The 12,611-nt window shown below is 55.7% G+C and carries 13 protein-coding genes; 12 read left to right on the top strand and 1 reads right to left on the bottom strand.

The window, feature by feature from the left end; all coding sequences use genetic code 11:
• Positions 1 to 3 precede the first annotated feature (3 nt).
• The 11 genes from DFR37_RS05475 (at position 4) to DFR37_RS05425 (ending at position 9,361) form a co-directional block, all read left to right on the top strand.
• Positions 4 to 1,821: an acyl-CoA dehydrogenase C-terminal domain-containing protein gene (locus DFR37_RS05475; protein WP_113932215.1), complete on the top strand. Its 1,818-nt coding sequence runs from the start codon at positions 4 to 6 to the stop codon at positions 1,819 to 1,821.
• Positions 1,802 to 2,299 (top strand): MarR family winged helix-turn-helix transcriptional regulator, encoded by a 498-nt coding sequence (locus tag DFR37_RS05470; RefSeq protein ID WP_113932214.1) that lies wholly within the window; start codon positions 1,802 to 1,804, stop codon positions 2,297 to 2,299. Before DFR37_RS05475 ends, DFR37_RS05470 begins: the two co-directional genes overlap by 20 nt.
• A 45-nt stretch (positions 2,300 to 2,344) precedes the next feature.
• On the top strand, positions 2,345 to 3,199 hold the full coding sequence (locus tag DFR37_RS05465; RefSeq protein WP_113932213.1) for an urease accessory protein UreD: 855 nt from the start codon (positions 2,345 to 2,347) through the stop codon (positions 3,197 to 3,199).
• Between the two features lie 96 nt (positions 3,200 to 3,295).
• Complete coding sequence (gene ureA, locus DFR37_RS05460; protein ID WP_113932212.1) at positions 3,296 to 3,598, top strand: urease subunit gamma; 303 nt, start codon at positions 3,296 to 3,298, stop codon at positions 3,596 to 3,598.
• Between the two features lie 33 nt (positions 3,599 to 3,631).
• Positions 3,632 to 4,243 (top strand): HupE/UreJ family protein, encoded by a 612-nt coding sequence (locus DFR37_RS05455; protein WP_113932211.1) that lies wholly within the window; start codon positions 3,632 to 3,634, stop codon positions 4,241 to 4,243.
• Between the two features lie 50 nt (positions 4,244 to 4,293).
• Entirely contained in the window at positions 4,294 to 4,599 is a 306-nt protein-coding gene (locus DFR37_RS05450; protein WP_113932210.1) for an urease subunit beta, read from the top strand.
• The gene (gene ureC, locus DFR37_RS05445; RefSeq protein WP_113932209.1) at positions 4,599 to 6,314 is read left to right on the top strand and encodes an urease subunit alpha; all 1,716 of its coding nucleotides are present in this window, start codon (positions 4,599 to 4,601) and stop codon (positions 6,312 to 6,314) included. The genes DFR37_RS05450 and ureC overlap by 1 nt, the downstream gene beginning before the upstream one ends.
• Positions 6,315 to 6,316: 2 nt before the next feature.
• Positions 6,317 to 6,919 carry an urease accessory protein UreE gene (gene ureE, locus DFR37_RS05440; protein WP_113932208.1) on the top strand — a complete coding sequence of 201 codons (603 nt, stop codon included), beginning with the start codon at positions 6,317 to 6,319 and terminating at the stop codon, positions 6,917 to 6,919.
• A 9-nt stretch (positions 6,920 to 6,928) separates the two neighbouring features.
• Positions 6,929 to 7,618: an urease accessory protein UreF gene (locus DFR37_RS05435; RefSeq protein ID WP_113932207.1), complete on the top strand. Its 690-nt coding sequence runs from the start codon at positions 6,929 to 6,931 to the stop codon at positions 7,616 to 7,618.
• A 10-nt stretch (positions 7,619 to 7,628) separates the two neighbouring features.
• Positions 7,629 to 8,291: an urease accessory protein UreG gene (gene ureG, locus DFR37_RS05430; protein ID WP_113932206.1), complete on the top strand. Its 663-nt coding sequence runs from the start codon at positions 7,629 to 7,631 to the stop codon at positions 8,289 to 8,291.
• 11 nt (positions 8,292 to 8,302) lie between these two features.
• The gene (locus DFR37_RS05425) at positions 8,303 to 9,361 is read left to right on the top strand and encodes a metallophosphoesterase (protein WP_113932205.1); all 1,059 of its coding nucleotides are present in this window, start codon (positions 8,303 to 8,305) and stop codon (positions 9,359 to 9,361) included.
• Between the two features lie 668 nt (positions 9,362 to 10,029).
• On the opposite strand, the gene DFR37_RS05420 is transcribed toward DFR37_RS05425, so the two are convergent.
• A complete protein-coding gene (locus tag DFR37_RS05420) occupies positions 10,030 to 11,199 on the bottom strand; it encodes a methionine aminotransferase (protein ID WP_113932204.1) in 1,170 nt (389 codons plus the stop codon).
• Positions 11,200 to 11,508: 309 nt separating this feature from the next.
• On the opposite strand from DFR37_RS05420, the gene DFR37_RS05415 reads away from it, so the two are divergent.
• Positions 11,509 to 11,715, top strand: coding sequence for a cold-shock protein (locus DFR37_RS05415; RefSeq protein WP_113932203.1), 207 nt, complete (start codon positions 11,509 to 11,511; stop codon positions 11,713 to 11,715).
• Positions 11,716 to 12,611: the final 896 nt, after the last annotated feature.

Genomic DNA, 12,611 nt, shown 5'->3' with positions numbered 1-12,611 from the left:
CTAATGTTCACCTACCAACCGCCGCTCAAGGATATTCAGTTCGTCCTGTCCGACCTTTTGAACGCGACTGAAGTCTTGAACCAAATCCCGGCTTTTGCCGAAATAGACGACGGCCTTATGCTGCAAGTAGTCGAAGAGGCCGGGCGCTTTGCCAGCGAAGTATTGTTCCCGCTGAACGCCGTCGGCGACCGGGAAGGCGCCCAATACGCCGAAGGCAAGGTCAAGACTCCCACCGGATTTGCCGCCGCCTACCGGCAGTTCTGCGAAGCCGGCTGGCCCGCGCTGGCTTGCGACCCTGAATACGGTGGCCAGGGTTTGCCCAATACCCTGAATAGCGTTCTGTACGAAATGCTCAGCGCCACCAATCATGCCTGGACCATGTTTCCGGGGCTGCTGCACGGCGCTTACGCCTGCCTGCACCGGCATGCCTCTGTTGAACTCAAAACCCGCTATCTTCCTAAAATAATCAGCGGCGAATGGCTGGCCACCATGTGCCTGACCGAAGCCAATGCCGGCAGCGACCTGGGTTTGCTGCGCACCAAGGCCGTACCGCAGCCTGACGGCTCTTATCTGATTTCAGGCAATAAAATTTTCATCTCGGGCGGCGAGCAGGACATGACCGATAACATCGTCCATCTCGTATTGGCCCGCCTGCCCGACGCGCCGGCAGGCAGCAAAGGCATTTCGTTATTTCTGGTGCCCAAGTTCCTTCCTCAGGACGAAGCTCTGGGCGAACGCAATGCCGTTCAATGCACGGGCATCGAACACAAAATGGGCATACACGGCAGCCCGACCTGCAGTATGCAGTTCGACCAGGCGCGCGGCTGGCTGGTGGGTGAACCTAACCATGGCCTGGCCGCCATGTTCGTGATGATGAACGCCGCACGCCTGGCTGTCGGCATCAACGGCGTAGCCATTGCCGAAACTTCGTACCAGAACTCGCTGGCCTATGCGCAGGAGCGACTGCAAATGCGCGCGGTCAACCGGCCGGCCGAACGCAAGGGCGAAGCAGCCGATCCCATCATCATGCACCCGGCAGTACAACGGCTGTTGATGACGCAGCGCGCCTACCTGGAAGGCGGCCGCATGCTTACCTACTGGAACGCACTGCTTCTGGACAACGCCGAGCACCACCCCGACGCCGCCGTGCGTAAGTCCGCCGACGAACAGCTTGCGCTGATGACGCCCATCATCAAATCCATGCTTACCGAGCAAGGCTTCCAGGGCGCCAGCCAGGCATTGCAGGTTTATGGCGGCCACGGCTACATCTCTGAAACCGGCATCGAGCAGTACCTGCGCGATGCGCGCATCACCATGGTGTATGAAGGCACCAACGAAATCCAGGCCGTCGACTTGCTTATGCGCAAAATCATTGGCGACGGCGGCCAGCGTTTGGAGCACTTTCTTGAAGGCGTCGAAACCGCCGCGCAACAGCACCATAGCGGCCCCTTCGCGCATTACGCCGGCACACTGCTAAGCCTGGCCCAACGCATCCGCCATTGCGCCGGCGACATCGCCAAAGCCTCGGCCAGCCACCCGGAACTGCCCTATACCATCGCCTCTGAAATGCTGCGGCTGGTCGGGCATTGCGCCCTTGCCTGGCTATGGCTGCGCGCGGCCGACACCGCGCACCGGAACCACAACAGCGACCCCGCCTTTCACCAGGAAAAACTTAGTACGGCCGACTACTACTATTCGTTCGTATTGCCCGAAACGCAGCAACTTCTATCGGTTATCGAAGGCTGCCTGCACGAAGCAGCTTCCGGCAAACGCCCAGCCTACCTCAGCAACGCCATAGCCCATGCCAGCCGCGCCAGCTAAACAGCCCGCCCGAACCCGGCCGCAAGACCCGGTAAACCAGCAAGTACTGCTTGGTCTGCTGGGCTACAACTGCTTGCAAGCTTATTTGTCCCTGGTGCCCGTCACCAAAAAGCAGTTGGCCAAGTATTCCTTGCGGCCGGTGGAGTTCACCGTACTTTCGCTGATCAAGGCCAACCCCGACATCAATCAGAAACGTCTGGGCACAACCCTGAATATCTCCCCCCCCAATCTGGCAACCCTGCTGGACCGTATGGAAACCGGCGGGCTGCTTCTGCGCCAGCGCAACCCCCTGGACCGGCGCTCGCAAAGCCTGGCGCTTACCTCCACCGGAGCCGCAGCGTGCGCCAAGGCGGAAATCGCGCTGGAAAAAACGGAAAATGGACCAGGGTCCGGCAGCCGGCAACCACTGGCCGAACACGAACGCCTAGAGCTGCTGCGGCTCTTGCAGAAGGTCTTCCTTCCTCCAGCCCAGAACTGATTTCCAGTTTAAAATCTGCTAGTTATGGACTTTGGCAGATAGAATATGAACGGTATGGCGAACGAATGGCAGGCCCGTCTGGCCCTTTCATTTGCCAGCCAGGGGCAGTACAAGACCGTATTGGCCGACCGTTGGCACGAAGGCCCTTTACTGGTCCAGAAGGCCCTCTACCCAGAAGGCCCCGGCATCTGCCATGTTGCCATCCTGCATCCGCCGTCCGGCATTGCCGGCGGCGATGTCCTCACCATCGACGTTCATGTCGGCCAACAAGCCCACGCCGTCCTGGCCACCCCCGGCGCAACCCGCTGGTATAAATCCAACGGCCGCAACGCGTCCCAAACCACCACCATCCATGTTGTTCGCGATGCCCGAATAGACTGGCTGCCCCAGGAAAACATCTACTTCGAGGGCACCGATGCACACAGCGCAACCCATGTCCAATTGCAAACCGGCGCCAGCGCCATCGGCTGGGAAATGGCCCAGTTGGGCAGCATCGACAGCGACGGCCACTGGAACAATGGCCGCATAGGGCTAAATACGCAGGTATACCTGGACGGCAGCCTGGTCTGGATAGATGCCGGAGAACTTGGCGCAAGCGACCGCCTGCGCCATGCCGCCAACGGCCTGGACGGCTTTTCCGCCATGGGCACCTTGTGGGGCTTCGGTACCGCCCCCGACCAGGACATCATCGAACAATTGGCGGACACCCTGCCCTGGACTGACTGCCTGCGCGCCGGTATTACCTGTTTGCCGCAAAAGCATGAGCAAGCGCTGATTTTAGTCAGGGCCGTGGGCACCCATATGGAGGACGTCCGCAACTTGCTTGTAGCCCAATGGACGGCGTTGCGGCCGCTATTGATGAACACGCCGGCAGTGCCTTTACGGCTATGGACTACCTAACTATCATTGGCTCAAGCCGACACCAATAACACCAACATTCAAAGCGTCGGCTGCACGCAAAAATTGCGGCCTACCTTGCCCCCACAGGAATAGACTATGGAATTGTCACCTCGCGAAAAAGAGAAACTTTTGATCTTCACCGCCGGACTGCTTGCCGAACGCCGCAAAGCCCGCGGAGTAAAACTCAACTATCCGGAATCCATCGCACTGATCACTGCCGCGCTGCTGGAAGGCGCGCGGGACGGCCGGACCGTTGCCGAACTGATGCACTACGGCACCAAGATACTGACCCGCGACGACGTCATGGAAGGCGTTGCGGAAATGATTTCCGACATCCAGGTCGAGGCTACTTTCCCCGACGGCACGAAACTCATCACCGTGCACCAGCCCATTGTCTGAATATTAAAAGCAACGCATTTACCCGGAGTTCCCATGTCCATCCCAACTTTGATCCATAAAGCCAGCTCGTTCCTCGCCCGCGCCTGCATTCCGGCCCTGGTTTCCGGCGCCGCCCTGGCTCATCCAGGCCACGAGGTTTCCGCCAATATGTTCATTTCGGGCCTGGTGCACCCCCTGACCGGCGTCGACCATTTGCTTGCCATGCTGGCGGTCGGCCTCTGGAGCGCATTAAGCCACCAAACCATGCGACAGGCGCTGTGGACTCCGGCATGTTTCCTTTGCCTGCTGCTGGTGGGCGCGCTGGCCGGCATGGCAGGGCTGCACCTGCCCGCCGTAGAACCCGTCATCGTGGCTTCCCTGCTGGTGTTGGGACTGCTGGTTGCCAGCCGCACCACGTTGCCCGCCTGGGCGGGCGCAGCCCTGGTCGGATTTTTTGCTTTATTCCACGGCATGGCTCACGGTGCAGAACTGCCGCAAGCTGGCAGCCCAGCCTATTTCATTGCCGGATTCATGCTTGCAACCCTGGCATTGCACCTGGTCGGCCTGTTCACCGGCTTTAGCCTGAAGCAACGCTCCGCCTGGCTTACACGCATAGCGGGCACAGGCATAGCCGCCTACGGCGTAGCCCTGCTTGCCGTCGCCTGAACCCACCTGTAATTCCCAATATTCACGCGCCTTCCCTTTGGACAGAAAAAATGATACCTGGCGAAATTATTGCCGAACCCGGCGAAATCGAACTCAACAGCGACAGGCCCAGCACCACCATCAGCGTCGTCAATACCGGCGACAGACCCGTACAAGTGGGTTCGCACTATCACTTTGCCGAAGTCAACGACGCATTGCAGTTCGACCGAGAGCTTGCCCGCGGCTCGCGGCTTAATATTGCCGCCGGCATGGCCGTGCGCTTCGAACCCGGACAACGGCGAACCGTCGAACTGATCCAGTTTTCGGGCGACCGCAAAGTCTACGGCTTCAACGGCAAAATCATGGGGGCACTTTAATGACTACGATGTCTCGCCGCGCCTATGCGGAAATGTTCGGCCCCACCACGGCCAACGGGGCCGGCGACCGCATCCGCCTGGCCGACACCCAATTGCTTGCTGAAGTCGAAAAGGACTTCACGATATTTGGCGAAGAGGTCAAGTTCGGCGGCGGCAAAGTCATACGCGACGGCATGGGCCAAAGCCAGCGCATGAGCGCCGATTGCGTCGATACAGTCATTACCAATGCGCTTATCATCGATGCCGTAACCGGCATCGTCAAAGCCGATATCGGTATCAAGAACGGCCATATCAGCGGCATAGGCAAGGCCGGCAATCCCGACGTGCAACCCGGCATTACCATTGTCATCGGGCCCGCAACCGAGGTCATTGCCGGCGAAGGCATGATCATCACGGCCGGCGCCATCGACACCCACGTGCATTTCATCAGTCCCGAACAAACCAAAGAAGCCCTTGCCACCGGAACGACCACCTTCATCGGCGGCGGCACCGGGCCAGCCACGGGAACACTGGCCACCACCTGCACGCCCGGCCCCTGGCACATCCATTCCATGCTGTCGGCGCTCGACGCCTTCCCCATCAATATCGGTTTGTTGGGCAAAGGCAATGTCAGCACCCAGGGGCCGCTGATCGAACAGGTCAACGCCGGCGTGATCGGCCTTAAATTACATGAAGACTGGGGCACCACACCCGCCGCCATCGACACCTGCCTGACCGTTGCCGACAAAATGGACATTCAGGTTGCCATTCATAGCGACACGCTGAACGAAAGCGGTTTCGTTGAAGACACTTTCAAGGCCTTCAAGGGCCGCACCATCCACAGCTTCCACACCGAAGGCGCGGGCGGCGGGCATGCGCCCGACATCATCCGGGCCGCCGGGATGCCCAATGTCTTGCCGGCCTCCACCAATCCAACCATGCCTTTCACCCGCAACACCATCGACGAGCATCTCGATATGCTGATGGTTTGCCATCATCTTGACCCCTCTTTGGCCGAAGACCTGGCCTTTGCCGAAAGCCGCATCCGGCGCGAGACCATTGCCGCCGAAGACATCCTGCACGATCTGGGCGCGTTCTCCATCATGAGCTCCGACTCGCAAGCCATGGGCCGCGTGGGCGAAGTCGTATTGCGAACCTGGCAAACCGCCGACAAAATGAAAGCCCAACGCGGCGCACTTGAAGGCGACAGCGCCCGTGCCGATAACGAGCGCATCAAGCGCTACATTGCCAAATACACCATCAACCCGGCCGTGGCTCATGGCATCGCCCATAAAGTGGGTTCCATCGAAGTCGGCAAGCTGGCCGACATCGTCATATGGCGCCCGGCATTCTTCGGCGTAAAAACGTATATGGTGCTAAAAGGAGGAATGATCGCGCTGGCCTCCAGCGGCGACTTCGGCGCTTCCATTTCCACGCCTCAGCCGGTTATGTCGCGCCTGATGTACGGCGCCTACGGCAAAGGGCTAAAGACCTCCATTACCTTTCTGTCCCAGGCCGGGTACGACAATCCCACCATACAAAGCCTGGGCCTGGTCAAAACCCTCGAACCCGTACACGGCTGCCGAACAGTGGGCAAGAAAGACATGGTACGCAATACCTGGCTGCCGCATATTACCGTCGACCCGCAAACATACCAGGTCGTTGCCGATGGCCAATTGCTTACCTGCGAACCAGCCCAGACCCTGCCCATGGCACAACGTTATTTTCTTTTTTGATTATGCGCATCGTTCAAAAATACCTGCCTGCCGGAAAAGTCGCCAGGGCTCTCTGGAATAATGCGCCAAGCGCAGTCCTTTCCCTGGAGGCCAGACGCCGCAGCCGGCAAAAACTGCAACTCACCACCGGCGAAGAAGTCGGCCTGGCATTACCGCACGGAACCGTTTTGCGCGAAGGCGACCTGCTGCTGGCCGACGATGGCCAATTCATTGTGGTGCAGGCCGCCAACGAACCTGTTTTGCGCGTCACCGCAAAAACCGCCCAGCAACTGGCCCGCGCCGCGTATCATCTTGGCAATCGCCATATTTTGCTGGAAATCGGTCCCGACTACCTGCACCTGGAATACGACCCCGTGCTGGTGGACATGCTTGAACGCATGGGCGGCGTTTCGGCCGTAGCGGTCGAACAGCCTTTCGAACCCGAAACCGGCGCTTACGGCGGCGGCCACAAGCACGGGCACGACGAAACCTTTGCCGAAGACTACGCCCTGGCTCAAGACGCCTACAAGGCGCACGACCATGGACATGCGCATAGTCACGATCAAGCACATGGCGCCGGTCATGGCCACGCTCACGGTCATGACCACAAACATTCGCACAAGTAAGCCGGGTCGATGGACAACCAACGGCTTACCGCTATTTTGCAACTTGCTTCGCCTACCCTGCCTATAGGCGGCTTCAGCTATTCGCAAGCTTTCGAAGCCGCGGTCGAACATAGAATTGTTGTCGATGAAGCCGGCGCACTCGGCTGGATCGCAGACCAATTGCAAATCGTCATAGCGCAATGCGAAGCGCCCATATGGCTATTGCTCTTTGACGCCTGGGCCGGCAAAGAGCACACTGAAGCGCTTGCATGGAATCAATGGTTTCTTGCCTCGCGCGAAACCCGCGAAGCACGGCTGGAAACCGAACAAATGGGTTGGTCTTTGGCCAAATTGGCTTCGGATTTACAATGGGGCGACGAAGGCACACGAACACTGCTTTCATCCGCGTCATCGATTACCTTGCCCTATGCCCACGCATTTTGCGCGCATGTACTGCAAATGGACAAACTGGACGGCCTGACGGCCTATTTGTTCACTTGGCTCGAAAACCAGGTAATGGCCGCAATCAAGGCCGTACCGCTGGGGCAGGTCGCCGGGCAGCGTATTCTGAACAAGGCTCGGCAGCTAATACCCGATATCGTGCTGCAAGCCACGGACCGCGCGCTTGCCACTCCCCCAAGACTGGCCACGCTGGCGCCGCAGTTTTCCATTTTGTCGTCCCGGCACGAAACCCAGTATTCCCGTCTGTTTCGTTCTTAAAGGCATCTTCATGAACACCGCTACTTTTGCAAGCCAAACCCGCGCCGCACGCACAAAATCTCTGCCTCCGTTGCGCGTAGGGGTCGGCGGCCCGGTCGGATCCGGCAAAACCACCTTGCTTGAAATGCTGTGCAAAAAAATGTCGCCTGAATACGACCTGGTGGCCATTACCAACGACATTTACACCAAAGAAGACCAGCGCCTGCTGACCATATCGGGGGCCTTGCCGCCCGAGCGCATCATGGGTGTGGAAACCGGCGGTTGCCCGCATACGGCTATCCGCGAAGATGCCTCCATCAACCTGGAAGCCATCGATCGCATGCTGGTGAAGTTTCCCGACGCCGATATCGTCTTCATTGAATCGGGCGGCGACAATCTGGCAGCCACATTCAGCCCCGAATTATCCGACCTGACTATTTATGTCATTGATGTAGCCGCCGGCGAGAAAATCCCGCGCAAGGGTGGCCCCGGCATTACCAAGTCGGACCTGCTCATCATCAATAAAATCGACCTTGCGCCTTATGTCGGAGCATCGCTCGACATCATGGAACAGGACGCCAGGCGCATGCGCTTGGATCGCCCTTTCGTCATGTGCGATCTTAAAAAGAACATCGGCCTGGACCAGGTTATTTCCTTTATTGAAAAAAATGGATTATTTTCAAACAAACACTAAAACTTGAATGAATGCATTTAATTAAGAACCTGCCCGACAATCCACTGGATATAGTCGGAGACATCCACGGCGAACTGACCGCATTGCAAACCCTGATGCAACAATTGGGGTACGACGCTTGCGGAAACCATCCGCAGCATCGCAAATTGGTGTTTATCGGCGACCTTGTCGACCGCGGGCCCGACAGCGACGGAGTGATACAACTGGTACAGGCGCTGATCGAAACAGGCAACGCCTATTCAATACTCGGCAATCACGAAATCAATCTCCTGATAGACGACATCAAGGACGGTTCGGGCTGGTTTTTCGACGAACGCTACACCGCCGACCTGAAAAATTATGCGCCGTTTCAACGCACGCCGCCCGAACGCCGCCAAGCCGTCCGCGATTTCCTGGGAAGCTTGCCGGCTGCACTTGTTCGGGAAGATATCCGCGTGGTTCATGCGGCCTGGAGCACTCCGGCCGTCAAGGCCATTCAAGGGCTGCCTATCGGCACCATCGCCGAGCAATATAAAGCCTGGGAATATGCCGCGCAATCGGCCGCCGAAGCCTCGGGCCTGTACGAACGTTATCAGGCGGAAAAAACCCACTGGGCCGCCCAACTCGAAGACGAAAAAAATCCCCCGCCATTTCTGCACGCCATAGCCGAATACGAAGCAACCCAACAAATGGTCAACCCACTGAAAGTCCTGACCTCGGGTGTGGAACAACAGGCTGAAACCGCGTTCTTTGCCGGGAACCGTTGGCGATTCTCCGACCGGGTCAACTGGTGGGACAATTACGAAGAGAAAACTCCGGTCGTTATTGGCCATTACTGGCGCCTGATCAAACCCCGAAATTTCGAACAGGCGCCCCGTTATAGCCAGCTATTCCGCAATATCCCTCCCACCACCTGGCATGGCAAATTGCATAATGTCTTTTGTATTGACTATTCGGTAGGAGCACGCTGGCGCGACCGCAAGGCACACCGCAGCGTAAGCGAGTCCCGCTACAAATTGGCCGCCTTGCAATGGCCTGAAAGCCGGCTGGTATTCGATACCGGCGAAACGCTTACCACCAAGCCGTTTTAGGGGCCCCAACGGGCTTGACGGCCCGCATGCCCCCTCTTCCCTCTCTACCCACTTGTTGACCCCTTCACGGCCTGCAACGCGGCCGCAACCGACGCTCCAGCCTTGCGGCATACAGCCGCCTTGTGCATCTACGCCAAGCCCATAGCCGCGCATGACTAATGACGGGTGCGCAACACGGCCCAGCATTCCTGGTTTTCAATCTTGAGCCAAAGATCTCGTTGCGGTATGGAAAACGAATCCCCTTCGTCGTACCACATCCGAAATCACCGGCGTCGGCGCATTTCCAGTTTAAAAGACCGCGAAACGACCGTCGAAACAAAGAATTTACAATTTATTACGTTGTGGATAAGCTCTGGCAAAGGGATTGTGGACAGGCTGTGGACATAACGCGAACAACTGTCTTGTTTTTCAGGCCTTCAAAAGTTGTTCAGAATCCATCCTTTGTAAAAAGCCGACTTATGCTGGCAAAAAATCAGCTCTAACTCCATGAGACCAAAGATGATTTTTACGTTGTTCCACTTATCCCCAGACACCCATAATTATTACCAAGTATATATAAAGAAAAGATAAGAACTTTAAACACTCCTTCTTTTTCCAGCGCCAGACAGCCAACAAAAAAAAACAAATCCTGGCCTATACTTCGTTCCATCCAATTACTTCTCACTTGCTCAAAGCTCTTTCAATCGATCCAAAGCCGCATCCAAGGTTGCATTTTCCTTGGCAAAACAAAGTCGGATAAGTTGGTGGTTGGACTCGGCGGCATCGGGGTTTTGATAAAAGGCCGACATAGGAATGGCCGTTACACCATGTTCTACCGTCAATTGCCTGACAAACACCGCTTCAGGTTCAGTCGATATCCCGCTGTAATCGGCAAGCAGGAAGAAAGTACCTTGGCTAAGCAACGGTTTGAACCGGGAATTTTTTAAACCGTTAGCCAAGTAATCGCGCTTCGACTCGTAAAAACGTGACAACTCGGTATAGGGCGCAGGATCTTGCAGGAATTGAGCCATTGCATATTGCATCGGCGAGTACACAGTAAAGACCGTAAATTGATGAACTTTTCTTATTTCGTGCATGACCGTGGCTGTTGCCAGACAATACCCAAGTTTCCAACCAGTGGCGTGGTAGGTCTTGCCGAACGAAGAAACAATGATCGAACGCTCGATCAAAGCGCTGCGCTTGGCCATGCTGCAATGCAATGCATTGCCAAACACGATGTGTTCGTACACTTCGTCGGACAAAATGAAGACACCCGAATCGGCTACGATGGCCTCCAGAATATCCAGATCATTTTCGGTAAGAATGATTCCCGTGGGGTTATGAGGGAAGTTCAACACCAGCATCCGGGTTTTAGCATTGATGGCATCTCGAACCCGTTGCCAGTCGACTCTGTAGTTGCCATGCTGTGCATCGGGGGCCAGCATAGGAACGACAACAGGAGTACCTCCGGCTAGTTCAATTGCCGGTATATACAGGTCGTATACCGGTTCAATAACAATGACTTCATCCCCGCTTCTGACCAAAGCCAGGATCGAACACATCAAGGCTTCGGTTGCGCCGCTGGTTATGGTTACTTCGGTCTCCGGGTTGTAGCTGTGGTCATACAGCTTGTTGACCTTAAGGCTTATTTGTTCGCGCAGTGCCGGAACGCCCGGCATGGCCGGGTACTGATTATGGCCCTGCAGCATAGCCTCGTGTACCAGGCCTATCAGCTTGGGGTCGGGGCTGAAGTCTGGAAACCCTTGGCCCAGATTTATGGCTTGGTGTTGCAAAGCCAATTGGCTCATGGTGGTAAAAATTGTGGTCCCGACGTTGGGTAGCTTGGATTGAAAATTCATTGTAATAATCGCTTGAGTTTTATGTTTTGAATTAAAAAGTACCTGTGTGTCCAAGTGTTATACGGTTTCCAGGTCATTAACCGCGGTTGATGAAAAAAAACCACATTGGGGTTAATAACTATTTGAAAATGCGATGGCCTGTAGGTATGCTCACACCTGTATTTGAAACAAGCCGTATGCAAGTCTTGGTATTAAAGGTCTTACAAGGCTTCAATTTTTAAATTGATGTCTGTTAGCAAAACTTATTTTGGTTTGTGTAGGCGTCTTGGTTCATTGCACTTTTGTTTATTTTTTTGGACGCTACACATTATGGCTCAGAAGGGCAAAGTTAAATGGTTCAACGCTGACAAGGGTTTTGGTTTCATTACCCCAGACGAAGGCGGAGCCGATGTATTCGCTCACTTTTCGGAAATTGAAGGTCGCGGCTACCGCAGCCTCAACGAAGGTCAAGAAGTTGAGTTCGAAGTAAAAGACGGCCCTAAAGGCCCACAAGCAGCGGCAATTCGCCCCGTGTAATTGCCGCCTGATTTGTGTGGCTAGTCGCACAAATTACGTAACGCCCCACTTTGTTGGGGCGTTTTTCGTTTAGCTGCCAAGTTTGATTCCTGGCGTGCGACCAGTCGTACGGACGCCAAATGATAGCGTGTTTCCACCGACTTATGCACAAAGTTATACACAGCGGGTTCGCTTCGCGTTGTAGACGGTTGCCAGAGACATAGGGCTTGGCGCCGGCGGATTTGCTGCTTATGGGGAACTCAGGTTAAGCATACTTGTGCAGAGACGGATTTGAGCTTTCTGCATTGCAGCAAGTTATCCCCAATTTGTACATAAGAGTTCACCGGGTTATTCACATGTTTACCCACAGGTATGCTCATTACGTTATCCCGAACATTAAAACGGAATTCTGACTGTGTTTTGTTAACTGGCGTGGCTGTTGGATTTAATGATGTTTTCGTTGCAGTGTTTGCCCGGGGTGGATTATGCAAGCCTGGTAGGCGGACGGGACGTGATGGAAGTCAAAGCCTTTCTGTTCATATATATGACTCGGTTAGGTCTTCATGGAATGTTTTCGCCAGGTCCTGGTGTATGGACGGATACGACGCGGCTGGTCTAAGTGTTTGCATTTAGCGCTTGTGTTCAGTCACACCTGCCGCCCCTGTGTTTCACGTGAAACACTCATGTCATTCTTACGTATGCAAGGTGCATTGCCATTTCGATGGTAGCAGCCTGCTGATGCCTATATATATTAGCTGTGCGATCTATGCGGGAGTGAGCGGCTTAAGGCTGCTAGCAGGCGGGTGCTCGTTGCATGCCTGTTATGGTGTGGTCGCCTGTTGCAGGAGTCTGGCGGCACTGATGTGGTTTGGGCAGGCATTTCATTAGAGGCTATGTAAACCCGCAAGCGGGAATCC

The organism is Eoetvoesiella caeni, assembly GCF_003315175.1.
GTDB classification, from domain to species: domain Bacteria; phylum Pseudomonadota; class Gammaproteobacteria; order Burkholderiales; family Burkholderiaceae_B; genus Eoetvoesia; species Eoetvoesia caeni.
This window is presented reverse-complemented; position numbering and strand designations above follow the sequence as displayed.

What these genes read in the sequence shown, in the direction of transcription:
- DFR37_RS05465 (WP_113932213.1), top strand. Translation starts at nt 2,345, where the DNA reads ATGAACGGTATGGCGAACGAATGGCAGGCCCGTCTGGCCCTTTCATTT.
- DFR37_RS05450 (WP_113932210.1), top strand. Translation starts at nt 4,294, where the DNA reads ATGATACCTGGCGAAATTATTGCCGAACCCGGCGAAATCGAACTCAAC.
- DFR37_RS05455 (WP_113932211.1), top strand. Translation starts at nt 3,632, where the DNA reads ATGTCCATCCCAACTTTGATCCATAAAGCCAGCTCGTTCCTCGCCCGC.
- ureG (WP_113932206.1), top strand. Translation starts at nt 7,629, where the DNA reads ATGAACACCGCTACTTTTGCAAGCCAAACCCGCGCCGCACGCACAAAA.
- DFR37_RS05435 (WP_113932207.1), top strand. Translation starts at nt 6,929, where the DNA reads ATGGACAACCAACGGCTTACCGCTATTTTGCAACTTGCTTCGCCTACC.
- DFR37_RS05470 (WP_113932214.1), top strand. Translation starts at nt 1,802, where the DNA reads ATGCCAGCCGCGCCAGCTAAACAGCCCGCCCGAACCCGGCCGCAAGAC.
- DFR37_RS05420 (WP_113932204.1), bottom strand. Translation starts at nt 11,199, where the DNA reads ATGAATTTTCAATCCAAGCTACCCAACGTCGGGACCACAATTTTTACC.
- DFR37_RS05425 (WP_113932205.1), top strand. Translation starts at nt 8,303, where the DNA reads ATGCATTTAATTAAGAACCTGCCCGACAATCCACTGGATATAGTCGGA.
- DFR37_RS05415 (WP_113932203.1), top strand. Translation starts at nt 11,509, where the DNA reads ATGGCTCAGAAGGGCAAAGTTAAATGGTTCAACGCTGACAAGGGTTTT.
- DFR37_RS05475 (WP_113932215.1), top strand. Translation starts at nt 4, where the DNA reads ATGTTCACCTACCAACCGCCGCTCAAGGATATTCAGTTCGTCCTGTCC.
- ureA (WP_113932212.1), top strand. Translation starts at nt 3,296, where the DNA reads ATGGAATTGTCACCTCGCGAAAAAGAGAAACTTTTGATCTTCACCGCC.
- ureC (WP_113932209.1), top strand. Translation starts at nt 4,599, where the DNA reads ATGACTACGATGTCTCGCCGCGCCTATGCGGAAATGTTCGGCCCCACC.
- ureE (WP_113932208.1), top strand. Translation starts at nt 6,317, where the DNA reads ATGCGCATCGTTCAAAAATACCTGCCTGCCGGAAAAGTCGCCAGGGCT.